The 23,555-nt window shown below is 32.1% G+C and carries 23 protein-coding genes; 10 read left to right on the forward strand and 13 right to left on the reverse strand.

All coding sequences use genetic code 11. From position 1 onward, the window contains the following. Positions 1-170: 170 nt before the first annotated feature. The 13 genes from ACIQ06_RS08570 to ACIQ06_RS08630 all read right to left on the reverse strand — a co-directional run bounded on the left by ACIQ06_RS08570 (position 171) and on the right by ACIQ06_RS08630 (position 12,467). Positions 171-419 (reverse strand): 4a-hydroxytetrahydrobiopterin dehydratase, encoded by a 249-nt coding sequence (locus ACIQ06_RS08570; RefSeq protein ID WP_396145446.1) that lies wholly within the window; start codon positions 417-419, stop codon positions 171-173. After that, complete coding sequence (locus ACIQ06_RS08575) at positions 406-1,155, reverse strand: Asp/Glu racemase (RefSeq protein WP_396145448.1); 750 nt, start codon at positions 1,153-1,155, stop codon at positions 406-408. Before ACIQ06_RS08575 ends, ACIQ06_RS08570 begins: the two co-directional genes overlap by 14 nt. Positions 1,156-1,221: 66 nt before the next feature. Beyond that, complete coding sequence (locus tag ACIQ06_RS08580; RefSeq protein WP_396145450.1) at positions 1,222-1,728, reverse strand: hypothetical protein; 507 nt, start codon at positions 1,726-1,728, stop codon at positions 1,222-1,224. A 4-nt stretch (positions 1,729-1,732) separates the two neighbouring features. Beyond that, positions 1,733-2,641: a fumarylacetoacetate hydrolase family protein gene (locus ACIQ06_RS08585; protein WP_396145452.1), complete on the reverse strand. Its 909-nt coding sequence runs from the start codon at positions 2,639-2,641 to the stop codon at positions 1,733-1,735. Positions 2,642-2,696: 55 nt separating this feature from the next. Beyond that, complete coding sequence (locus ACIQ06_RS08590; protein WP_396145454.1) at positions 2,697-3,806, reverse strand: cupin domain-containing protein; 1,110 nt, start codon at positions 3,804-3,806, stop codon at positions 2,697-2,699. Positions 3,807-3,858: 52 nt separating this feature from the next. After that, positions 3,859-4,839, reverse strand: coding sequence for a carbon-nitrogen hydrolase family protein (locus ACIQ06_RS08595; RefSeq protein ID WP_396145456.1), 981 nt, complete (start codon positions 4,837-4,839; stop codon positions 3,859-3,861). Further along, positions 4,829-5,191: a WG repeat-containing protein gene (locus ACIQ06_RS08600; protein ID WP_396145457.1), complete on the reverse strand. Its 363-nt coding sequence runs from the start codon at positions 5,189-5,191 to the stop codon at positions 4,829-4,831. Before ACIQ06_RS08600 ends, ACIQ06_RS08595 begins: the two co-directional genes overlap by 11 nt. Before the next feature lie 3 nt (positions 5,192-5,194). Further along, positions 5,195-5,620, reverse strand: a complete 426-nt coding sequence (locus ACIQ06_RS08605) for an acyl-CoA thioesterase (protein ID WP_396145459.1) — start codon at positions 5,618-5,620, stop codon at positions 5,195-5,197. 45 nt (positions 5,621-5,665) lie between these two features. Continuing rightward, complete coding sequence (locus tag ACIQ06_RS08610; protein ID WP_396145460.1) at positions 5,666-7,246, reverse strand: FMN-binding glutamate synthase family protein; 1,581 nt, start codon at positions 7,244-7,246, stop codon at positions 5,666-5,668. A gap of 69 nt (positions 7,247-7,315) precedes the next feature. Then, a complete protein-coding gene (locus ACIQ06_RS08615) occupies positions 7,316-7,831 on the reverse strand; it encodes a hypothetical protein (RefSeq protein ID WP_396145462.1) in 516 nt (171 codons plus the stop codon). Positions 7,832-7,838: 7 nt separating this feature from the next. Beyond that, the gene (locus tag ACIQ06_RS08620; protein ID WP_396145463.1) at positions 7,839-9,428 is read right to left on the reverse strand and encodes an AMP-binding protein; all 1,590 of its coding nucleotides are present in this window, start codon (positions 9,426-9,428) and stop codon (positions 7,839-7,841) included. Between the two features lie 76 nt (positions 9,429-9,504). After that, a complete protein-coding gene (locus tag ACIQ06_RS08625) occupies positions 9,505-11,805 on the reverse strand; it encodes a bifunctional salicylyl-CoA 5-hydroxylase/oxidoreductase (RefSeq protein WP_396145465.1) in 2,301 nt (766 codons plus the stop codon). A gap of 62 nt (positions 11,806-11,867) precedes the next feature. Continuing rightward, positions 11,868-12,467 (reverse strand): flavin reductase family protein, encoded by a 600-nt coding sequence (locus ACIQ06_RS08630; protein WP_396145466.1) that lies wholly within the window; start codon positions 12,465-12,467, stop codon positions 11,868-11,870. A gap of 257 nt (positions 12,468-12,724) precedes the next feature. Here ACIQ06_RS08630 and ACIQ06_RS08635 point away from each other — a divergent pair, with 257 nt between their 5' ends. From ACIQ06_RS08635 to ACIQ06_RS08680, 10 genes are all read left to right on the forward strand, one after another. Beyond that, on the forward strand, positions 12,725-13,144 hold the full coding sequence (locus tag ACIQ06_RS08635) for a helix-turn-helix domain-containing protein (RefSeq protein WP_298303922.1): 420 nt from the start codon (positions 12,725-12,727) through the stop codon (positions 13,142-13,144). A 99-nt stretch (positions 13,145-13,243) separates the two neighbouring features. After that, positions 13,244-14,482 (forward strand): DcaP family trimeric outer membrane transporter, encoded by a 1,239-nt coding sequence (locus ACIQ06_RS08640; RefSeq protein WP_396145468.1) that lies wholly within the window; start codon positions 13,244-13,246, stop codon positions 14,480-14,482. Positions 14,483-14,511: 29 nt separating this feature from the next. Next, entirely contained in the window at positions 14,512-16,050 is a 1,539-nt protein-coding gene (locus ACIQ06_RS08645; protein ID WP_396145469.1) for an MFS transporter, read from the forward strand. 11 nt (positions 16,051-16,061) lie between these two features. Further along, positions 16,062-16,277, forward strand: a complete 216-nt coding sequence (locus ACIQ06_RS08650) for a DUF6814 family protein (protein ID WP_396145471.1) — start codon at positions 16,062-16,064, stop codon at positions 16,275-16,277. Positions 16,278-16,444: 167 nt separating this feature from the next. Then, positions 16,445-16,639, forward strand: a complete 195-nt coding sequence (locus ACIQ06_RS08655; RefSeq protein WP_298303928.1) for a hypothetical protein — start codon at positions 16,445-16,447, stop codon at positions 16,637-16,639. Continuing rightward, positions 16,632-19,325 (forward strand): ATP-binding protein, encoded by a 2,694-nt coding sequence (locus ACIQ06_RS08660; protein WP_396145473.1) that lies wholly within the window; start codon positions 16,632-16,634, stop codon positions 19,323-19,325. Before ACIQ06_RS08655 ends, ACIQ06_RS08660 begins: the two co-directional genes overlap by 8 nt. 2 nt (positions 19,326-19,327) lie before the next feature. Then, positions 19,328-19,693, forward strand: coding sequence for a response regulator (locus ACIQ06_RS08665; RefSeq protein ID WP_344816336.1), 366 nt, complete (start codon positions 19,328-19,330; stop codon positions 19,691-19,693). A 100-nt stretch (positions 19,694-19,793) separates the two neighbouring features. Further along, on the forward strand, positions 19,794-20,663 hold the full coding sequence (locus ACIQ06_RS08670) for a winged helix-turn-helix domain-containing protein (protein WP_396145477.1): 870 nt from the start codon (positions 19,794-19,796) through the stop codon (positions 20,661-20,663). A gap of 131 nt (positions 20,664-20,794) precedes the next feature. Further along, positions 20,795-22,690: a propionyl-CoA synthetase gene (locus tag ACIQ06_RS08675; protein ID WP_396145479.1), complete on the forward strand. Its 1,896-nt coding sequence runs from the start codon at positions 20,795-20,797 to the stop codon at positions 22,688-22,690. 141 nt (positions 22,691-22,831) lie between these two features. Beyond that, entirely contained in the window at positions 22,832-23,518 is a 687-nt protein-coding gene (locus ACIQ06_RS08680) for a hypothetical protein (RefSeq protein WP_396145481.1), read from the forward strand. The last annotated feature ends 37 nt before the right edge of the window (positions 23,519-23,555 follow it).

Consider the following 23,555-nt stretch of genomic DNA (forward strand, 5'->3'; position numbering starts at 1 on the left):
GTATATAAAAAAGGAGTTCAAACAATTTTGAACTCCTTTTTTAATTATAAAATTTTCTTCACTAACCAATAAACTACAATAAAAACGATTACGGTTCCAAAGCAACCAAATTTTGTTTTCTTGGCTGCAAAAAAAGCAGCGATGAATGCAATCAAGTTTTTCATATTTCTTTATTTAGTGGTTATGCTATCAATCTTTTGAGCCAATTGATAATCTAAATCTGTGATTTCATTTTTATCATGCGTAAATAATGAAATTTCTAATTGAAAAGCTTTGTGAATTTTACAATCAGGATGATGGTTCATTTCATCAGCAAGATGTGCAACTTTCAAAAGAAATTCAACCAACTCTGTTTGCGATTTGAACTTTAAATTAGTTACTAATTTTCCGTTTACGATTTCCCAATTAATATTTCCCATTTAATAGTTCGCCACCAATGGCAGATTTAGCTTCGATTCCTAATTTTTTCATCATTTCATATGTTGTGCAAACTGCAGCCGATGTTACTGGAATTCCACATTCAGCCTGAATTAAATCAATAGCTTCTAACGATGGCATTTGTACACAAGCAGATGCTACTAAAACATCAACATCGGTTAAATCTAATTGCTTATAAATTTCCAATAAATTCATCGGATTTTGAGCTGCAACTTCCAAATTATCCGGAATTTCTAAAGCAATACTTTGTTTTACTTTGATACCTTGATTTTCGATATAATCGACAACCATATCAGTTAATGGTCGCATATAAGGTGTAATAATTGAAATTTGTTTGGCTCCTAAAACCTTCAAACCATTTATCAAAGCTCCGGCAGAAGTTACAATTGGAGTAGGAAAGTCGTTGGCAATTGTTTCTTGATGCAAATTCACTTCCGAAACGCAATGATAGCCTCGTCCCATGCTCATTATCGCTACCAAACAAGCATAACCCATAACATCTACATGAGCATCAGAAAGTTCTTGTGCACATTTCAAACTCATGGCATCCATAGCTTCGAGTTCTTCTTTAGTTACTTTTTTCATTCGCATTCTGCTGCTGTGAAACGTAAAACGCTCTGGCAAAATGGTTTCGCGTGAACGGAAGATTGCAGGTATTTCGGTTTCCATCGTTATATTTGATGATGGAACTATTTGTCCTATTCTGTATTTTTTCATTTGTTTTATTTTTGAACACAGATTTAAGAAATTTTTAAAATTATTAGAATTTCTTAAATCTATTTTTTAGCATATATTATTGGTTAAATTAAGAAATGGAGTAGTAATAACTCTTTTTTCAATTGGAAATAACCCTAAATCTTTTAATATAAAATCTGTATACTTTATTTTCTTTTTATCTTTTGATACAATAACGGTGAAATTATAAAAATTTGATGGTATTGCAGATTTTCCAAATTTTTCGGGATACTTACTACCTTTGAAATGTATTATTTTATAAATTTCATCAAAATAAATTTCAGTTTTGATGTTCTTTTTAGTTTGAATTATTTTCTTTTCTGAATAATCAATTTCTAATATGGTGTCTTTATCATGATAATAATAATCAAGATGTAAAATTATTTGTAATAGAAATGGAATTGAAAGAAATATTAATGCAAATATTAAAATTCCTGTGTCTTGAAAAAGATAAATAGTTAAAATTGTGTAACATAAAAAAGTTAAATAAATCCATTTTGAATTTTTTATTGGTTCATAAAATGAATTCTTATTTATTTTATATGAAACTTTCATTAAATTAAATCTCTCTAACCGTATTAACAATCGTTCCAATTCCTTCCACAGTAGCTTCAATAACATCGCCATTGTACAACCATTCTTGAGGATTTCTTCCTGCTCCAACACCTGCTGGAGTTCCTGTTGCAATGATATCACCTGGTTCTAAAGTGAAAACGATACTCAAATCTTCAATTAAATCATTGATATTGAACAACAAGAATTTTGTGTTTGAATTTTGTTTTTCAATTCCATTAACTTTTAAAGATAAATTCAAATTGTGCGGATTTTCTATTTCATCTTTGGTTACCAAAATTGGTCCCATTGGTGCGAAAGTATCTTGTCCTTTTGATACAATCCATTGTCCTTCACGACGGCAATCACGAGCAGAAATATCATTAATTACTGTATATCCAAAAACATAATCCATGGCATCAGCTTTTGGAACATATTTTCCTTTTTTACCAATAACAACTGCCAATTCGACTTCCCAATCTAATTGTTCGGTTAGTTTGGTGTTTTTAATAATTTCAGTATTTGTTGCTGTAACTGTCGTTGGCGGTTTTGAAAATATGATTGGTTTTTGAGGTAATTTTCCTGTGGTGTCTAATGTTCTAGCACTTTCAGCAACGTGTTCTGTATAGTTCAAACCAATTCCGATAATGTTTTTGCGAGGTTTTGGAATAGGAGCAAGGAACGTTACTTCGTCCATTTCATAGGCAATTTCATCGAATAGTTCAGTATCAGTTTCAGCAATCATATCGTTAAGTTCTTCGACTAATTCAAACCCCATGTCGATTAGTTCTAACATTGAAGTTGGTAGAGGAAAATTTGATATTTCTCCAAAATCTTCCATATCAATCACTTGGTTGTTGTGAAGGAATCCTAATCTTGGTTCGGTGTCGTTTGTTTTGTAGGTAAGTAGTTTCATGTTTAAGCCGCTAAGACGCAAAGGCGCCAAGTTAAAAGTCTATTTTCTATTCTCTTTAATCTATTTTCTGATGACCATTATTTTCTTCCAATTCTCTTGATTGATATAATCCCAATCCTTCAATTACTGGTAAATCGTTGAAATTGAATAAGCAAGCGTCTTCGGTTTCGGATAAATTGTGATGTTCATGCCATGCCCAACTTGGAACACAGAAAATATCTCGTTCTTTCCAATCAAATCGTTTTCCATTAATTATGGAATATCCTTTTCCTTTAGCACATTGGTATACAAATGAACCTGTGTGTTTGTGAGCTTTTCCTTTGAAACCTGCTGGTAATAATTGTATCGCCGCACCCATAGTTTGCATAACATGTCCACCAGTTAACGGATTGGAATATTGCATAAATATACCATCAAACGGATTGACCTCATTGACTTTTTGAGCTTCCAATAAAGCTGGATAAACATTTTTCCATGAATATTTGAATAACGGTGAATAAGGTTTATCCCAAGTTTTATCTGCTGGAATTAATCCCGCACAACCATAAGTTATTGGTGAATAATTTAATGGTGCTACTAAAGGTTGTTTTCCATCATAAACAGCATAATCGTTGGCTTCCAAAGCATTTACCAATGGAATATCCAAACCATCTTGCCAAATGCAAGTTTTTCCGCCTTCTTCAACGCCGTGTTCGTGCCATGTGGAATTTGGAGTTATAACAAAATCATTGACTTCAAGCATGATTTTATTCCCATCAACAACTGTATATCCTTTTTCGCCTTCCATAATAAAGCGTAGGGCAGAAGCACGATGACGATGTGCCGATGTGCTTTCACCTGGACGAGTAACCTGAATTCCGGTGTAAAGCCAACCAACGGCAGCAGAAACGTCTTTTCGTTTATCATTAACTAAATAAACTACGCGTCTTCCGGCTTGTTCTGGTGTAACTAACTCAGAGGATTTTAAAACTAATTCGCGTAAATCATCATATTTCCAAAGCATTGGAACCGATGAACTTCTTGGTTCCCAAGGTTCGATATCATTGGCAACAGTCCATAATGCACCAGCACCAAGTGTTTCTAATTCTTTGTAATAGGCTATCAATTCAGGAGAATCTTGTACTCTTGCGCGACCAATAACGTCGTCTGAAAATTTATCTTCCATAATTATAATTTTAAAAAAATGTTGACTGAGGCTCTCGAAGTCATCATTTTTACTATCTTTTATTAAACTCCTCGTGATTATCAATAAACGTAATTTTTCGAGTTGGTGCAATATTTACTCTCAAATCGAAAATATCAAATCTATTGTAATGTCCGAGAATGTCGTGCATTTGTTTTGGTTGGATGCATTTTTCCAAATCGATATCGGCATAAATTATTCCTTCATCGTCAATTAGAGGTTCACCAATTACAGCGCCATTTGGACCAATAAATCCTGAAAATGCTGAATTTTTTCTAGTTAAAAGTTCATCAACATTTGGAACATCTTCTCGTAAAGCGTCTTTTATTTCTTGAGAAATTGTAGAACACGAAACTATCGTGAACAGTTTTCCTTCAAATGAATGTGCTGCTGCACGAATTTTAATTGCTTCAGCCATATTATAATCTGGTGGCGCAACTGGCAAGGAAATGTAATTTGCAATGTGAATCAATTCACCTTGAGAAAGCAGTGTGAAACGTGCTAAAGTATTTGTGTTTTCGCCACAAGCTAAAGTTCCAATAGGACCAATTTCTGTATTATAAACTTTTAAAGAAGAACCATCGCCACTTGTCCACGTTAATTTTTCTGCCCAAGTTGGAACTAACTTTCGGTGTTTGCCAATTAAATTTCCGTTGTTATCTATGATTAAATTGGTGTTGTAAATTTCACCATAAGAATCGCCACGTTCGTTGATACCAATTACAATATGTATGTTATTATCTTTTGCAGCTTGAAATAATGGTTTCATCGATTCGTCTGAAACTGTAACAGAATTTTTATACAATTGTTCGTACCATTTGCTTCCTTGAACAGGCGTCATAATCCAATTCCAATATGGATAACAAGCGATGAATACCTCAGGAAATGCTATTAATTGCGCTCCATTTTGACTTGCTTCTTTGATGAAAGAAATGGCTTTATCAATCGTTTTTTCTACATTCAGAAAAACTGGTGATGTTTGAACGGTTGCTGCTTTGAATTTTTTAAAGTTCATTTAAAAAAATATTTAATTGTTGAATAGCTTCTTCTTTTTTCCAATAAATAGCTTTAATAACTTCTTTTCCATTTTCATTTATGAACCCGAAAGCACCAGCTACATTTTTCACTAAAGCATATTCACTATTATTCTCTTTTTTTTCAAAAGAATAAATTTTTGAATAAATAGCAGGTACTATTTCTTTGTTTTCTTTATTTATAAATCCGAAAGTATTTGCAACTGTTTTAACTAAGGCCCAATCTTTTTGATACACATCGAATTCATAAACTTTTTTGTAATGTGAATTTACCACTTGTGAATAACTATTAAACGCTAAAAAAAATAATAGTATAAAAATTGATTTTTTCATAATTTATTCAATGTTAAAGTTAGATATCTTTTCTTTCATTTCCTCATTAAAAGGTTCGGCTTTGATGCTTTGTCTGTCTTCTTGGATTTTTACGTTTACTAAGGTTACTTCTCCTTCTAAAACGGTTTGTTCGTTTTGATTAACAAATTGAAATCCGCAAATTATTGAAGAAGTTTTAAGTTCTTTTACCCAAAGTTTTTTGGTTAGAGTTTCTCCAATTCGAGCAGCGTTTTTGAATTGTACTTTCAAATCTACAGTTGGTATTCCGTTGGTTTCGTGCATTTTGGAGAATGGTCTTTCTAATGCTTCTTCAAACCAATCCTCTACCAAATCGTTGAGCATTTCAAGAAAACGCGGATAGAATACTATTCCAGCGTAGTCAATGTGTTTGAAACGGATTTTTTCTTGTTTTATGAAAGGTTGGCTCATATAGATTAACGATTGAAGATTAACGATTTTTTATTTTTGAACAAATTAAAATTTCTCACTACTTGCTTTTCTCCAAAAATACAAAAAATCTTTTGGAACGGTACTTTCAAATAACAAACAACCTGTTTCTAATTCGGGAAATATTTCGGCAAAAGTTTCTACTTTGTTTCGGTCGATTCTTGTGGTGATTACGTCACGTGTTACTTCATCAGGATGCGACAATCCAGCTGAGGCCATTAAATCCATTGCTGATTTTACTGTTTCGTGTTGGAATCGTGCTACACGAACGCTTTTTTCTTCAGGAACTAAGCCTTTCATTAAATCGGGATTTTGTGTCGCAACTCCGGTTGGACAAGTGTTGTTGTGACATTCGAGTGCTTGAATACAACCCAAAGCAAACATCATTCCGCGAGCAGAATTACATAAATCGGCACCTAATGAAAGCGTGCGAACAATATCAAAACCAGTTATAACTTTTCCAGAAGCAATGATTTTAATTTGATCTTTGATTCCGAAACCATTTAATGAATCGTAAACAAAGGCAATTGCATCTCGCAAAGGCATTCCGACGTGATCGGAATATTCTTGTGGCGCAGCACCAGTTCCACCTTCGCCACCATCAACTGTGATAAAATCTAAATACGTTTTGGTTTCGACCATTGCTTTACAAATGGATAAAAACTCCGATTTATTTCCGATGCAAATTTTAATTCCAATTGGTTTTCCTTCTGAACCTTTTCGTAATAATTTTACAAAATCCATTAATTCTAAAGGTGTTGTAAAAGCAGAGTGGGTTGGTGGTGATAAAATATCTTGACCTTTTGAAACTAATCTGATAGCTGCAATTTCATCGGTAACTTTTTCTTTTGGCAAAATACCTCCATGACCTGGTTTTGCACCTTGAGAAAACTTAATTTCAATCATTTTGACATTGTCTAAAGTAGCTCTTTTTACATATTCGTCGTAATTGAATTTTCCTTCATCGGTGCGGCAACTGAAATAACCTGTGCCGATATTCCAAACGACATCACCACCTTGAAGATGATAAGGAGAAAGTCCACCTTCACCGGTGTTGTGATAAAATCCGCCTTGTTTTGCTCCGTTATTTAATGCTAAAATGGCATTTTTGCTCAACGAACCAAAACTCATGGCGCTAATATTGAACATACTTGCATCATAAGGTTTGGTACATTGAGACGAACCAATATGAACTTTAGGATTCTCATTTACTTTAGAAAATGGAATGGCACGAATACTATGATTAATCCATTCGTAACCGTCTTTATAAACATCTAATTGCGTTCCGAAAGGCATAGAATCAGACTCTTTTTTGCTTCGTTGGTAGACAATACTTCTTTGTAAACGATTGAATGGTTTTCCTTCTAAATCGGTTTCAACAAAATATTGACGAATTTCTGGACCAAGCCCTTCTAATAAATAACGCATTCTTCCGAGTAAAGGAAAATTTTTACGAATGGTTTTCTTGGATTGGTACATATCGTATAATCCCATTAAAATCAATGGAATAAATATCAATAGTAAAAAACTAAATTTCCAATTGACGTAAATTAGAATTCCAGTTAAGGAAAGGATGGTGATGCTTATTATTAGGAATGCTTTTCTCATTTTTTTGCTTTAGACACGAATTGCACAAATTTGCACGAATTCTATTTTTGTTATTATCTCAGGTAAGTATTATAATTCTTCATTAAAGTAAGTTATTCCAAATTCTTTTAGGGTTTCCTTTAAACCAAGTGCACATCCTGAAAAGGCTTTAAAGTTTTCAGAACTTTTACTGCCATTACAATCAAAACACATTTCGATGTAACCATATATTTTATCATTTTTATCATAAAATAATAGTGCGTGTCTTGGATTATAGCATTTTGCACCCCAATTTTCTATTTCACATTTTGATAATCTTTCTTTTAGCACTATTGTTTGGTCTTCATTTAAGGTCATTCTATTTTTGAGATACTTTTTATTAATTTCAAGTTTGCCATTTTTTATATAATTTAATTTTAAATAATTAGGATTATCTTCTTCATCCCACTGATTTCTATCAATGTATGCCAAAATCTCGATTCGTTTTGTTTTTTCAAATGATGAATTTATTTCTTTTCTAAAAGTAGTGTTGCATGAATTTGTTAAAAACAAAACAAATAGAAATAAACAATTTATAAATAAAGTCTTAGTACTTAATACTTTCATCTTGATACTATTTCAACTTAAATCGTTGGATTTTTCCTGTTTCTGTTTTTGGTAAATTTTCTATAAAATTAATTACTCTTGGATATTTATATGGAGCAGCTACTTCTTTGAACCAATGCTGGATACGGTTTTTCATTGCATCTGTTGCTTTAGATTGATCATTTAGAACAATATGTGCACAAACCAACATTCCGCGTTCTTCATCTGGCATTCCAACCACTGCACATTCTAGAATATCTTCGTGTGTTAAAAGTACAGATTCTACTTCAATTGCTGCAATGTTGTACCCTGAAGAAATAATCATATCATCGCCACGAGCTACAAACCAAAAATATCCGTCCTCATCTTGACGGAAAATATCACCAGTGATGTTCCAACCGCTTTCAACATATTCTTTTTGTTTGTCTTCTCTATTCAAATATTTACAACCTGTAATTCCTCTAACGGCTAATCTTCCTCCTTCGTTTCTTGGCAATTCATTACCTTTTGTATCAATAATTTTGGCTTCATAACCTGTGATGGCTAATCCTGTTGCTCCTGGTTTCATGTTTTCTTCATTAGATGAAATAAAAATATGCAGCATTTCTGTTGCTCCAATTCCGTCAATAATTTTTAATCCTGTTGCATCATACCAATCTTGCCAAACTTTTAACGGTAGGGTTTCGCCAGCAGAAACACATTTGCGTAAGCTAGAAATATCAAACTCTTTTACTTTAGTTGTAATAATTCTCCAAGCGGTTGGTGCTGTAAAACAGATTGTAATTTTATAATCTTGAATGGCTTTTAAAAGTAAATCAGGACTTGGTTTTTCAATTAAAAAAGTAGAGGCACCAAAATACATTGGAAACAAAACCAATCCGCCCAAACCAAATGTGAACCCAAGTGGTGGACTTCCTGTAAAAATATCATTTTGAGTTGGTTGCAGTGAATATTGTGGAAAACATTCGCAAATATTTAAAATATCTTTATGATAATGAGCAGTCATTTTTGGCAATCCTGTAGTTCCAGAAGTAAAACCAATAAGAGCTACCGAATCGGATTTTGAATGATAATTATTGAATGTTTTTGGTTTAGAAGCCATCAATTCTTCTAATTGAGAATTACCGTAGAAACAAATTTTCTTTAAAAGATTGGACTTTATTAAATGGATTTCTTCTTCTAATTCTTTATCACAAAATGCATGAGAAATTTCGGCACAATCAATTATAGTTGTTAATTCTTTGGAACGTAGAAGTGGCATAGTGGCAACAACAATTCCGCCAGCTTTTAAAACAGCAAACCAACAAGCCACCATCATTGGATTATTAGCCGACCGAATTAAAACTCTGTTTCCAGATTTCAAACCTAAATCATCAATTAAAACGTGCGCTATTTGATTGGCTTTCTCATATAAATCTTGATATGTCCAAGTTTCTTCAAAAGTTCTAATGCATATGTTGTTTCCACGACCTCCTTTGATATGATTGTCTAATAGTTTTTCAACACAATTCAGCATTTCAGGATGTCGAAATTGCGGTAAATCAGTAAAAACATAATTCGGTTGCAAGTCTAAACTTGGTAAATTTAAATGTGCAAAATTATCTTCGTAGTGTTTCATTTGAAAATTCCAATTTTGAAAATTCCAAATTCCAAATTTTAACTTTAATTGGAATTTGGGATTTGATTTTTGTAATTTATAATTTATTACTCTTAGGTTTCAAAGCTTTTTTCATTCCTTCCGCTTGTTTTCTTTCTGAAGCCTTTAATGGATATAAATGTGATATTCCCATTTTGTATTGATTTGGAATGTCATTTGGCTGAAATTGTTCATATGCTTGAGCGTTTCTAACAAAATTTGCATCCAATAGCAAAGGTCTTCCTAAAGCTACTAAATCGGCTCTTCTGTTCAAAATAATTGTATTTATTTGATCGATATCTTGAATATAACCAGCCGTAATCGTTGGAATATCAACTGTATTTCTTACCGCATCTGAAAAAGGTGTTTGCCACATTCTGCCTGTTACAGGTTTCTGATTAGCGACTGTATTTCCTGTCGAAACGTTGATAATATCTGCTCCAGCTTTTTTGAAAGCAGTTGCAATTGTAATTATGTCCTCTTCTGAAATTCCGTTTTCTGCCCAATCGGTTGCTGAAATTCGAACTGACATTGGTTTTTCTTTTGGAAAAACATTGCGCATTTCTGTAAAAACTCTTAGCGGAAATTTCAATCGGTTTTCGATGCTTCCGCCGAATTCATCAGTTCTATTGTTAGTTAATGGTGATAGGAAAGAAGCTAATAAAAATCCGTGATGCGCTTGTAATTCGATCATATCAAATCCAGCGTTGTCTGAATTTATAGTAGCTTGAACGAATTGTGAAGTAACCAAATCCATATCTGCGAAAGTCATTTCTTTTGGTGTTGCAGAATTTTCATTAAATGGAATTGCTGAAGCTGAAAGTAATTCCCAACTTTCTCCATAAAAACTATCTTCCCAAGGAATTTTCGAAAAACCTTTTCGACCAGAATGTCCTAATTGAATTCCGATTTTTGTTTGTGTATTTTTATGAATAAAATCATTTATTCGTTTCCATTCAACTATTTGATTTTCATTATATATACCTGCACAACCTAAAGTAATTCGTCCAGTTTCTGAAACTGCTGTCATTTCCGTTAAAATCAATCCTAATCCACCAATGGCTCTTGAGGTATAATGCTGAAAATGCCAATCATTAACTAATCCGTTTTCTGCCGAATATTGTCCCATTGATGACATTGCAATTCGGTTTTGTAATTCTAAATCTCTTAATTTAAATTTTGAAAATGCAGCAGGAATAGGTTGTAGGTTTTGGGTTGTGGGTTGTAGGTTTTGGTTGAACTCTTCTAAAACTTTATCGGTAAATGATTTATCACGTAAACGCAAGTTTTCATAAGTTACTTTTTTAGCACGTGTCATACATCCGAAAGCAAATTGATAAAAAGGATGCTGATTATGTCGGTTCATGTTTTCGAACCAGTCTAACGATACTAATGCAGCATACTGAATCATTTCTACAGTATTCCTTCTGGATTTATCATAATGTTGAAAGACAGCTTGTACATCGTTTGGATTAGCTATTAATGCATCAAACAAACCTATAGCAGAATCCATAGCAAGTTTTGTTCCTGAACCTATTGAATAATGTGCTGTAGCTTTTGCATCACCAAGTAAAACGATATTCTTATGATACCAATTTTCATTAGTTACATGCGGAAATTGACGCCAATGTGATTTGTTAGAAATTAGTGGATGACCATCGAGTTCTTCTTTGAAAATTTCAGCAATTTTGGTAATAGTATCTTCCTCGTTAGTAACTTCAAATTGGAATTTTTGCCAAGTCTCGTCAGAACATTCAAATATCCATGTACTCATTCCGGCTTCATATTGATAGGAATGTGCTACGATTAAACCGTGTTCGGTATTTCTAAAAAAATAAGTAAATGCGTCTAACGGTTTTGTAGAACCCAACCATACAAATCGATTTTTCTTTAATTCGATTTTGGTTCCAAATTCTGATGCAAATTTTGTTCGTATTTGACTTCCAATTCCATCAGAAGCGATTATAATATCAGCATCTTCAAATTGACTCAAATCATCTACATTGTGTTCGAAATGCAAATTCACACCTTCTTCTATGCATCTTTGTTGTAATAATTGTAGTAACGTTTTTCTAGAACATCCGCAAAATCCATTTCCTGCTATGTTTACAGTTTGTCCGTCACGAGCAATAATAATATCGTCCCAATAGGCAAATTTGCTACGAATTAATTCATACGATTGCATGTCACGCTTTAGAAATTCTCCCAAAGTTTCATCAGAAAACACTACACCAAAGCCAAAACTATCATCCGATTTATTACGTTCGTAAATATCGATTTGGCAATGTGGCATTGCTTTTTTGGTTAATATTGAAAAGTATAGTCCGCCTGGACCACCACCAATTACTGCTATTTTCATATTTAAATGGAACGCGGATAAAACGGATGCTATGCAACACTGATTTCCGCGGATTTTTTTATTTAACTTCTTTTAATGGAGAATATTTCTCCTATTTTACTATAATTTGAACCTGCCAATCTTGAAACAGGTTTGTAATTTTCCATATTGATTTTGTAATTATCTAAAAGCACATCATCATCAAAGTGCATCATTACAATTTCACCAACAATCATAGTTGCTCCATTATTTTCTGGATGAGGCATTGTGAAATTATGAATCATTTTACATTCAAATGAAATTTTAGATTCTTTAACTCTTTTAGGCTTTATTAGTTTGCACTCAATAGGAGTAAGACCAGCATGAATGAATTCATCTTCATTAGCTGGTAATTCTGCTGATGTCATATTCATAGCTTCCACAACATCTTCTGTAACCATGTTTAGAACGAATTCATTATTTTGAAGAATATTGTTTAAAGTGTCTTTATTGTTTCCTTTGTTTTTAGCTGTGGAAAACATAATATGTTTTTCACCTACAATATTAAAATAGGAGAAAGGAGCAAGGTTGTTAATTCCATTTTGGTCTATTGTTGAAATCCAACCAATAGGCCTTGGAATTATAGAACCTGTAATAAGTTTGTATAAGGATGATGAATCTAAATCTTTGGGATCAAATTGCATTTTGTTGTATTGTTTTTACAAATTAAATGAAATTAATAGGAATATTCTAAAATCGATTGGTAAAAATTATCAACTTTATTAATTTCACATTGAAAGCGTCGATTAAAACATTGAAAAAGTAATTTTTGGCTAAAAATTAGTATAAATGAAATAATTTCCCAGTAAAATTGCATACTATATAATTTTATACTAAAAAAAATAGCAAAAATGCTTTTGTATATTTGCTAAATTAGTATATTTATGCAAAATTTATATATATGGAGATTTTAGCGTGTCCAAAATGTCAAAGTGACAACATTGTAAAAAGTGGTGTAATCAAAGACAGACAAAGGTTTTTATGTAAAAAATGCAATTATTACTTTACCGTAAATAAACTCGGAAAAAAGATCGATAGTTACTATGTTACTAAGGCTTTGCAACTTTATTTGGAAGGATTAAGTTTTAGAGAAATAGAGCGTATTATCGGTGTTTCTCATGTAACTGTTAGTAATTGGGTTAAGGAATATAAAGTAACTAAGCCTAATCATACCGATTATCATCCTACTTATAAGATATATAACCACTTAGAATTGGTAGAATTTTTAAAAAATAAAGACCAATTAAAAGGAGCAGGTATGATTATTACCGAACTTGGTGATAAATTTATGCTAATAAAATGGGAACGTTTCAAGGATTAACTATAGTATTAACATAAATATATATCATAATTTTTTTCATTAACAAAATTTTAGAATTTGGTCAAGCAAAAATAAATTACTAACCAAATTTTAAACCTTATGAAAAAAAAATTATTAATTGTTGCAATACTATTTACTTCCTTAGTATTTTCTCAAGAGCAAAAGGCTCCAGAAATTCCATTTAAAGTAGATGTATATGGTTTTGCCCGTGTTGATTATAGTTGGGATACAAGACAATCCGCACAAGTAAGAGAATATCATTTAAATCTTTGGCCATTGGATGAAAAACTAGATGCTAATGGCGACGATATTAATCAAACAGGAGCGTCAAACTTTTTGTCAGTAGTTTCAAGATTAGGTGTTAAGGCTACTGGTCCGAATGTTTGGGGTGCAAAAGTTTCTGGAGTTTTGGAAGGTGACTTTTTTGGAAATACGCAACAAACTATTGGTTTACTTAGATTACGCCATGCCTATGCTAAATTAGATTGGGAAAAAACAGCTATAACTTTTGGACAAACTTGGTATCCAACTTTTATACCTGAAGTTTTTCCTGGTGTTGCAAACTTCTCTACTGGAATTCCTTTCAATCCGTTTGGATGGGCAACTCAGTTTAGAATTGATCAAAAATTGAACGATAAATTTAGATTTTCATTTATAGCTTACAAAGACAGAGAATTTGGAGCATTTCCAGCAGATGGAAATCAAAACTCTCCTGTTTATAATAGTGTAATTCCTGCAATGCACGGTAAAATTGAATTCAGAAACAAATCAGTTTTAGCTGGTTTAGGAGCTGAATTTTATCCAAATAAACCATTAATTGAGTCTAATGGTTTAAAATCTAACGAAACTTTAAATTCCACATCACTTGTTGGATATTTCAAATATAACAACGAGAAATTTCATATAAAAGCTTATGGAATTACAGGTGAAAATCTTCACCATCTTGTAATGCTTGGTGGATATGCAAGTTATGCAAATGGCACTCAACCTGTTACATACGAAGGAATTAAAACTAATTCAGTTTGGATTGATATTGCTAGTAACAGCAAAAAAACTGCACCAGGATTTTTCTTTGGTTATACCAATCAAGAAGGAACCTCATCAACAGTTGCACCAGCTAATATTTATGCAAGAGGAATTAATGCAACACGTGGAGTAAAAGATATGTGGAGAGCTTCTGCAAGAGTTGATTTTAAACAAAATAAATTCAGATTAACTCCAGAATTAGAGTATACTGCTGCTACTCACGGAAAAACACAAAATGACTTATCAATTTCTGGTGCTGAAAATAAAGTTGGAAATTTTAGAGCAACAGTTTCTGCTGTGTATTCTTTTTAAATTAAATAAAAACTAAAAACTATATAAATATGAGCGATAAAAAAACAACAGGTATTTGGAAAGTAATTTCCGCTTCCTCAATGGGAACAATGATTGAATGGTATGATTTTTACATCTTCGGTAGTTTAGCCGTAGTATTATCTACCAAATTCTTTCCAACAGATAATCCAACAGCTGCTTTCTTGTCAACGTTAGCAACATTTGCTGCTGGTTTCGTAGTACGTCCGTTTGGAGCACTTTTCTTCGGTAGATTAGGTGATTTAATTGGAAGAAAATATACGTTCATGGTAACGTTAATGTTAATGGGTGGTGCAACATTTGTAATTGGATGTATTCCAAGTTATGAAACTATTGGTTTTGCTGCTCCGATTTTAGTATTAATTCTTCGTTTGTTGCAAGGTTTAGCTCTTGGAGGTGAATATGGTGGAGCAGCAACTTATGTAGCAGAACACGCACCACCAGGAGAAAAAGGATATTGGACTTCATGGATTCAAACAACAGCAACTGTAGGTTTATTCATTTCGTTAATGGTAATTTTAATTACAAAAGCATCATTATCTAAAGAAGCATTTGACGAATGGGGTTGGAGAGTTCCGTTTTGGGTATCAATCTTGATGGTTTATGTTTCGTATTTAATTCGTAAAAACATGCACGAATCTCCAGCTTTCGCTAAAACTAAAGCTGAAGGAAAAACATCAACAAATCCATTAAAAGAAAGTTTCGGAAATAAATTCAATTTAAAATTCGTTCTTCTTGCATTATTTGGAGCTACAATGGGACAAGGTGTTGTTTGGTATACTGGACAATTCTATGCAATGAATTTCTTGAAAACTGTACAAAGTATTGATTCTTCACAGGTAGATATGCTTCTGGGTGTAGCATTAATTATGGGAACTCCTTTCTTCGTGTTTTTTGGATGGTTAAGTGATAAATGGGGTAGAAAATCAATTATGATGGCAGGAATGTTGTTAGCGATTTTATTATATCGCCCAATTTATAGAGCAATGTATAATTCAACAGATTTGACTAAGAAAAGCGAAATTGTTGCTCAAACTAAAGTTGTGCCTTCTATAAAAGAAGTTGATGATACTAAAATGGATTCCATCTATACTACTACAAAAGCTTACACTGATGGAACTACAGTTGAAGAAATTAAAACTATCCATTTTGAAGCAGGAAAAGTAATGGTTGACGACAAAGGAAAAGACAAAATTGAAACTAAAGTTACCAAAATGATTAATAGTAGTGATCGTTGGTTCTTAATCTTTATGGTCTTCATTCAAGTAATTTTTGTAACAATGGTTTATGGTCCAATTGCTGCATTCCTTGTAGAAATGTTCCCAGTTAAAATCAGATATACGTCGATGTCATTGCCTTATCACGTTGGAAATGGTATCTTTGGAGGATTACTTCCTGCAATTTCAACTTACTTTGTAACGAATGCAAAAGAAGCCGGAGATGTAGAATTTTACCTTGAAGGATTATGGTATCCAATTGGTATTGCCGCAGTTTGTTTCGTTATCGGAATGATTTACATTGACAGAAAAATTAATACTCTTCACGACTAAAATATAAAACTATGAACGCATTAAAAAAATATTTAGGATTAGTTTGGATTGCTCTTGCTGCAGCAGTTGCTTACTTTTCAATTGGAATCTTTGGTTACAAATTGACCACTGGAAAACAAGACGATTTAGTTTTTGGAATTATTGTTTTCTTCATATTATTACCTATGATTGTTACCGGTTTAACCATTTTTGGCTGGTATGCAATCACCGATGAATACGAAGATTAAATAATTTTATTGGTTAGTCTCAGAAGCTCTTATTTACTTAAGGGCTTTTGAGCATTTTAAGAAGTTTATGAGTTTAAAAGTTTAATAAGTTTAAAAGTTTGTGTATTTTCGTAAGATATTGTTTTACATATAAAACTTTGTGACTTGGTGCCTTTGTGGCAAATAGTATGAAAAAAAGACATCAACAAAAATTAGTTATCGTTTCTATAGTTTTGTTAATAGGTTTTAATCTTCCTATTGCATTGCTGTTTGATTCTGCGCAAAATTTTCTTGGGTTTCCTGTAGTTTATATTTACTTTTTCTCTATTTGGTTGTTTTCAATATTGGTTTCACTTCTAATTGTAAAACGATACAATGAATAGTATAGCGCTTTTAATAATTCTTTCAGGATATTTAGCGGTTCTTTTTTACATCGCTCACTGGGCAGAGAAAAAAGGTAACAGTAAATGGACGAATAATCCTTATGTTTACACTTTATCATTAGCCGTTTATTGTACCGCTTGGACTTATTACGGAAGTATTGGCGTTGCAGCTGATAGCGGTTTGAGTTATCTTCCAATTTATCTCGGACCAATAATCATCGCACCTTCATGGATATTAATTCTTCGAAAGATTATCCGAATATCTAGAGTAAATAAAATTTCAAGCATTGCCGATTTCATTTCACTTCGATATGGAAACAGTCGTTTTCTTGGAGCTATCGTAACCGTTATTTGCCTCACAGGAATTATTCCGTATATTTCTTTACAATTAAAAGCTATTTCTGAAACTTTTCACGTGGTAACCAAAACTGCCACAAGTTCTCTAATTCTGAATGATACAACAACTTATGTTGCCGTTGCTTTAGCACTTTTTGCATCTTATTACGGAACTCGATATGTCGATGCTTCCGAAAAAAGAAAAGGAATTGTTACTGCTGTTGCAATGGAGAGTGTTTTAAAATTAGTTTTCTTTGTCATCATTGGTGTTTATGTTACCTTTTTTGTCTTTGATGGTTTTGATGATATTTACCAAAAAGCAAGTTTATTAGATCATTTTAAAGAAAAAAATACCATTGGAGGTTTGCCTCAAGCAATCAACTGGTTTTTACTTTGCGTGCTTTCTATGTTTGCTATTTTTCTTTTACCAAGGCAATTTCAGGTATCAGTAATTGAAAACAATCGCGAAAATCATATCAATACTGCCGTTTGGTTATTTCCATTGTATCTTTTATTGTTTAATATTTTTGTATATCCAATAGCTTGGGGTGGAAATATTTTGTTTGATGGAAAAAATGTAAATTCAGATACTTATTCGTTGTTAATTCCACAATTATTCGATGAAAAAACATTAACTGTAATGGTATTTCTCGGAGGATTTTCAGCAGCTATTTCTATGATTGTTGTTTCTTCTATCGGACTTTCAACCATGATTACCAATAACATTTTAATTCCTTACAACTTGTTAGGAAAACTAAAAAGTGAAGATTCCGTAAGTAGTAAAAGCATTTTAAATAGTAGAAAAATAGGAATCTTTTCATTAATCATCTTGTCTTATTTTATCTATAGATTTTTCGGATTAGATTATAATTTAGTTTCTATCGGATTGGTTGCGTTTGTTATTATTTCGCAATTAGCACCAGCTTTTTTCGGAGCTTTATTTTGGAGAAGAGGTTCGCGATTAGGAGCTGTATATAGTATTTTGGTAGGTTTTGCTATTTGCATTTATACCTTACTAATTCCTTACGCCATTGGAATTTCGAATAGTTCAAGTAATTTTATTTCTGAAGGTTTTATGGGATTTCATTTGCTAAAACCATTTCAACTTTTTGGATTGGATTACTTGCAACCAGTTCCACATGCGTTATTTTGGAGTTTGTTGTTTAATTCGGTTACATATTTCGCAGTTTCTGTGAGTTTTAAAGGGAATTATCGTGAACGTAACTATGCCGAAATGTTTGTTGATATAAACAAATACATCACGAATCACGAAGATGCATTTATTTGGAAAGGAACAGCTTACAGAAATGATATTGAAAAAGTATTGATTCGTTTTCTTGGTGAAGAACGAACTAAACGTGCCATGAATATTTTCAATGTAAAATATAATGTTGATAAAAATATTGAACTTGCTGATGCCAGATTAATCAAATTTGCTGAAAATCTTCTTACAGGTCATATCGGAACGGCTTCGGCTAGAATATTGATTTCGAGTGTTGTAAAAGAAGAAAAAATTACCTTACCTGAAGTTTTAAAAATATTAGAAGAATCCAAAGAAAACATTATCATTAATAAAAAGCTGACTGAAACTTCTAACGAATTAAAAGAAATCACTGCCAAATTGCAGAATGCCAATGCATCTTTAATGATTAAAGACAAGCAAAAGGATGAGTTTTTAGATACTGTGACTCACGAACTTCGTACGCCAATTACAGCAATTCGTGCAGCCAGTGAAATTTTGCACGATGATGACGAAATTCCAGAAGAATTAAAAAAGCAATTTCTTCAAAACATCATTTCTGAATCGGATAGATTGAATCGTTTGATTGATAAAATTTTGGATTTAGAAAAGTTTGAAACCGGAAAGCAAACCATCAATCCAAGTAAAAATAATTTAGTTGCAACAGTCGAAAAATCTATTGAACCGTTACAACAACTCATTAGAAATAAAAGCATTACGATTCATATTGAAAGTAAAGATAAAATCAATGCTTACTACGACGAAGATAGAATAGTGCAAGTTGTAACTAATTTATTATCAAATGCTATCAAATTTTGTCCAGATAGCGAAGGATTAATTACTATTCAAATTATTGAAAAAGATAATTTTATTCATACTTTCGTACATGATAACGGAAAAGGGATTAACCCAAATGATTTTGAAGCCATATTTGAAAAATTCTATCAATCGACCAATCAGAATATTAAAAAACCTGTTGGTAGCGGTTTAGGATTAGCTATTTGCAAACAAATAATTGACCATCACAAAGGTAAAATTTGGGCACAACCAAGTATAAAAGGTGCTTGTATCGTGTTTACTTTGCCGAAAAATAAGAATATAGAATTATAAAAATGAAAAAGATTTTAATAGTCGATGACGAGCCTAACATAGTAATGTCACTTGAATATACTTTCAAAAAAAATAATTTTGAAGTATTTATAGCACGTGATGGACAAGAAGCTTTGGATATTGTGAAAACCAATTATCCAGACATGATCATTCTTGACGTAATGATGCCTATGGTTGATGGTTATGCTACCATTGAGCAAATTAGAAAAGACGACAACTTAAAACACACCAAAGTAATTTTTCTTTCAGCCAAAAATAAAGAAAGCGACATCGAAAAAGGAATGGCTCTTGGTGCAGATGCTTATCTAACAAAACCATTTTCTATTAAAAAAGTTGTAGATCAAGTGATGGAGTTACTTTCTAAATAATAGCGTTTTTTATTCTACTTTAAATAAATTGTTTGTAAAAAAAATGTAAATCTTTATTAAATACATTTTAATTGAACCAAAAACTAAATACTTTTGAATAATGAAACAAAAGTATATTTACACATTATTTTTATTAGTCTTAGCCATTTTTATTATTCCGTTTACTTGTTCTCATCTAACAGAATCAGCAATAGATGATCCAAAAAATGAAATACTATTAAGAAAAATAGGTCATGAGGTATTGATAAGTTCCAATGATAGAACTTCTAAAGTAGTACCTATAAAAATAATTTCAAAGAATGAATTTCAAATTAGCTTTGAAAATAAGTTTGCTTTTACTCCAGATTCTCTTATAAACATCGTTAAAAATAACATTTCCAAAAGTACTTTTCCAAAAGAATATTCTGTCTCAGTTCGGAAATGTTCCAACGAAGCTATAGTTTATGGTTTTCATATTGATGCTGATTCAAGTAAAAATGTTATTGCATGTGTTGGAAGAAAAATGCCACTAGATTGTTATGTTATAACTTTAAAATTTGCTTCAAAAACCAATATTTTATTTACTAAATATTCCTTATTCGCTATTTTTTTTTTAGCAGTTTTACTTTTCTTTTTGATGCGATTTAGAAATGCAAAAAGAGAAAAAGAAGTAAGTATTGCAGCCGATGAAACCAATATAACAATCGGAAAATATAGTTTCTACTTCCAAAAAAATCAACTTGAATTTGAAAACGAGCAAATTTCATTGACTCCCAAAGAATCTAAATTATTGCATATTCTTTCATCATCACCTAATGAAATCATCGATAGAAACACTTTACAAAAGGAAATTTGGGAAAACGAAGGTGTAATAGTTACTAGAAGTTTAGATATGTTTATCTCAAAGCTTAGAAAAAAATTAGATAAAGATTCCTCAATTACTATAGTAAACATTCATGGTGTTGGTTATAAATTAGAAATTAAGAATTAATTTTTAGTTTGAATAGAGGATTACGCAAACGATTTCGTATATACCTATTTAGCAAGAATATTTTAACTCGTATTGATTAATTATTTACATTTACTTATGTAATTAAAACAACCGCAAACCAATCAATACTAATGAATTACCAAGAATTTTACAACCAAAGTATTCAATCTCCTGAAGCTTTTTGGAAAGAGCAAGCAGACCAAATAGAGTGGTATACAAAACCATCTACCATTTTATCAAAAGATGAAAATGATTATCCATTATGGTTTAAAGATGGAGAATTAAATATGTGTTATTTAGCTTTAGATAAGCACATTCAAGATGGTTTAGGAGATCAAACGGCTATCATATACGATTCGCCTGTAACTCAAAATGTAAAGCGATATACTTATAACGAAGTAAAATCGGAAGTAGCTAAACTAGCTGGAGGAATGATTTCTTTAGGATTGAAAAAAGGTGACACGGCTGTAATTTATATGCCAATGATTCCTCAAGCAGCTTTTGCCATGTTGGCTTGCGCTAGAATAGGAGTAACGCATTCGGTAGTTTTTGGAGGTTTTGCACCACACGAATTAGCCATAAGAATCGACGATTGCAAACCAAGATTAATAATCACAGCCTCTTCCGGAATTGAGATTGACCGTTTGATTGCATACAAACCTTTAGTGGACGAAGCCATAGAATTAGCAGAACACAAACCAAAAAAAGTCATCGTTTTCAATAGAAAATTAGGAGCTAGAATTCCTTTCAAAAAATACGATGTTGATTATGATGCACTAGTTTATGGCTCAGACGAAGCTCCTTGTGTTCCTGTAAATGCAACACATCCATTGTACGTTTTATACACTTCTGGAACTACAGGAAAACCAAAAGGAATTGTCAGAGATACAGGAGGTTATGCTACGGCACTTAAATTTTCAATGCAATACATTTATGGAGCCAAACAAGACGAAGTTTTTTGGGCTGCATCCGATGTGGGTTGGGTTGTTGGACACAGTTATATCGTTTACGGACCATTAATTAATAGAAATACAACAGTAATATTTGAAGGAAAACCAATCAGAACTCCAGATGCAAGTACGTTTTGGAGAGTGATTGCCGAGCATAAAGTAAGTATCATGTTTACTGCTCCAACAGCCATTCGTGCTATCAAGAAAGAAGATCCAAATGGTGAATTTATCAAACAATATGATTTGTCTTGTTTGAGAACCCAATTCTTAGCAGGTGAACGTTGTGATGTAGCCACTTTAGAATGGTATCGCGAGCACATTCCAGTTCCTGCAATTGACCATTGGTGGCAAACAGAATCAGGTTGGCCAATGATTGCTAATATGATGGGCGTAGAGTATTTACCAATAAAACCAGGTTCTGCAGGAAAAGCAGTTACAGGTTACGACATTAGAATTTTTGGAGAAAACGGACAAGAATTAGGCCCAAATGAGGAAGGTTATGTGGTAATTAAATTGCCATTGCCACCAGGAACCATGTTGGATTTGTGGAAAGATAACGAGCGTTTCAAAGCAGGTTATTTGAATAAATTTCCAGGATATTATTTTTCAGGCGATGGCGGATTTAAAGATGATGAAAACTATATTTATATAACTGGTAGAGTAGATGACGTTATCAATGTGGCAGGTCACAGACTTTCTACTGCCGAAATGGAAGAAATAGTTTCCTCACATCATTCGGTTGCAGAATGCGCTGTTATTGGAATTAATGACGAATTGAAAGGTCAAGTTCCATTGGCATTAGTAGTTAATAAATCTGGTGAAGATATCGAGCATTTTCAATTGCAACACGAAGTGGTTCATTTGGTTAGAGATCAAATAGGTGCTGTTGCTTCATTACGAGATGTTGTAATTGTTCAAAGATTGCCAAAAACTCGCTCGGGCAAAATCTTAAGAAAATTATTAAGAAGTATCGCTGACGGTGAAAACTTCCAAATTCCATCAACTATTGACGATGAAGCTATCATTGACGAAGTAAGAGAAGAATTTGAGAAAGCTAAAATTGGTTCGTTTAGATAAATATCTAACAACATTAAATTTAAAGCAACTGTATAGATTACTATTTATATAGTTGCTTTTTTTATATTGCATAAAAATTGATGACTAATCAATTAGATTTATATTTTTAATGAATAAAATTAAATTTAGAAAATATAAAACATGACCGAAAAAGAACTTTTGAATCTAGTTGTAGAAAGAGATTACAAAGAAGTTGAAATTGCATTAACAAATGGTTTTGATGCAAATAAACCTTTAAACAATGATACAACAGGAATAGAATGGGCATCTTATACAAAAGATATTCAAATGATGGAAATCTTTTGGAAACATGGAGCCAAATCAGAAAACGAATACGTTCAAGATTTTATAAAAGAATTTGAAAGCGGTAAAACCCATTTAGATTTTCAAGAAATAGAAGAAAATAAAGAAGATTTTCCAAATCTAACTGAAAGTTTTTCAGTTGATAAATTTGAATTTTTAGAAGGAAGTATTCAAGAATTTGAAGATAATTTTTTCACAATATTTCTTCCAATTTCTAAATTCGTTCTTGATGATGAAATTATTGAAACTTCAATAAGATTAGACGGAATTCAATTGCCAGATTCATTGAGTTCATGTATTGGAAAATCTATCAAATTTCCAATAAATCCTGTTGAAGGATATATTGATGGTTCTATTTATTTGAAAAACTGTCACAATCCTGTTGATGTTACTGAAATAAATTTTCTCAAACTAGAAAACCAAAAACTTATATTAGAAATGAAAATGAATTTTGATTTTGAATACGAAAGCATCGGGTTTAACAATGAGGAATTAACAAAAGAATTTGTTTTAGAAATCTATTAACTAATTTTTTTTGAAATAGGATTTGTGTGTGATTCTA

The organism is Flavobacterium sp. (genome assembly GCF_044341265.1).
In the GTDB taxonomy this organism is placed as follows: domain Bacteria; phylum Bacteroidota; class Bacteroidia; order Flavobacteriales; family Flavobacteriaceae; genus Flavobacterium.

Bases quoted from the DNA above. Each gene is read 5' to 3' on its own strand.
- ACIQ06_RS08570 (WP_396145446.1), bottom strand. From the start codon at position 419: ATGGGAAATATTAATTGGGAAATCGTAAACGGAAAATTAGTAACTAAT.
- ACIQ06_RS08575 (WP_396145448.1), bottom strand. From the start codon at position 1,155: ATGAAAAAATACAGAATAGGACAAATAGTTCCATCATCAAATATAACG.
- ACIQ06_RS08580 (WP_396145450.1), bottom strand. From the start codon at position 1,728: ATGAAAGTTTCATATAAAATAAATAAGAATTCATTTTATGAACCAATA.
- ACIQ06_RS08585 (WP_396145452.1), bottom strand. From the start codon at position 2,641: ATGAAACTACTTACCTACAAAACAAACGACACCGAACCAAGATTAGGA.
- ACIQ06_RS08590 (WP_396145454.1), bottom strand. From the start codon at position 3,806: ATGGAAGATAAATTTTCAGACGACGTTATTGGTCGCGCAAGAGTACAA.
- ACIQ06_RS08595 (WP_396145456.1), bottom strand. From the start codon at position 4,839: ATGAACTTTAAAAAATTCAAAGCAGCAACCGTTCAAACATCACCAGTT.
- ACIQ06_RS08600 (WP_396145457.1), bottom strand. From the start codon at position 5,191: ATGAAAAAATCAATTTTTATACTATTATTTTTTTTAGCGTTTAATAGT.
- ACIQ06_RS08605 (WP_396145459.1), bottom strand. From the start codon at position 5,620: ATGAGCCAACCTTTCATAAAACAAGAAAAAATCCGTTTCAAACACATT.
- ACIQ06_RS08610 (WP_396145460.1), bottom strand. From the start codon at position 7,246: ATGAGAAAAGCATTCCTAATAATAAGCATCACCATCCTTTCCTTAACT.
- ACIQ06_RS08615 (WP_396145462.1), bottom strand. From the start codon at position 7,831: ATGAAAGTATTAAGTACTAAGACTTTATTTATAAATTGTTTATTTCTA.
- ACIQ06_RS08620 (WP_396145463.1), bottom strand. From the start codon at position 9,428: ATGAAACACTACGAAGATAATTTTGCACATTTAAATTTACCAAGTTTA.
- ACIQ06_RS08625 (WP_396145465.1), bottom strand. From the start codon at position 11,805: ATGAAAATAGCAGTAATTGGTGGTGGTCCAGGCGGACTATACTTTTCA.
- ACIQ06_RS08630 (WP_396145466.1), bottom strand. From the start codon at position 12,467: ATGCAATTTGATCCCAAAGATTTAGATTCATCATCCTTATACAAACTT.
- ACIQ06_RS08635 (WP_298303922.1), top strand. From the start codon at position 12,725: ATGGAGATTTTAGCGTGTCCAAAATGTCAAAGTGACAACATTGTAAAA.
- ACIQ06_RS08640 (WP_396145468.1), top strand. From the start codon at position 13,244: ATGAAAAAAAAATTATTAATTGTTGCAATACTATTTACTTCCTTAGTA.
- ACIQ06_RS08645 (WP_396145469.1), top strand. From the start codon at position 14,512: ATGAGCGATAAAAAAACAACAGGTATTTGGAAAGTAATTTCCGCTTCC.
- ACIQ06_RS08650 (WP_396145471.1), top strand. From the start codon at position 16,062: ATGAACGCATTAAAAAAATATTTAGGATTAGTTTGGATTGCTCTTGCT.
- ACIQ06_RS08655 (WP_298303928.1), top strand. From the start codon at position 16,445: ATGAAAAAAAGACATCAACAAAAATTAGTTATCGTTTCTATAGTTTTG.
- ACIQ06_RS08660 (WP_396145473.1), top strand. From the start codon at position 16,632: ATGAATAGTATAGCGCTTTTAATAATTCTTTCAGGATATTTAGCGGTT.
- ACIQ06_RS08665 (WP_344816336.1), top strand. From the start codon at position 19,328: ATGAAAAAGATTTTAATAGTCGATGACGAGCCTAACATAGTAATGTCA.
- ACIQ06_RS08670 (WP_396145477.1), top strand. From the start codon at position 19,794: ATGAAACAAAAGTATATTTACACATTATTTTTATTAGTCTTAGCCATT.
- ACIQ06_RS08675 (WP_396145479.1), top strand. From the start codon at position 20,795: ATGAATTACCAAGAATTTTACAACCAAAGTATTCAATCTCCTGAAGCT.
- ACIQ06_RS08680 (WP_396145481.1), top strand. From the start codon at position 22,832: ATGACCGAAAAAGAACTTTTGAATCTAGTTGTAGAAAGAGATTACAAA.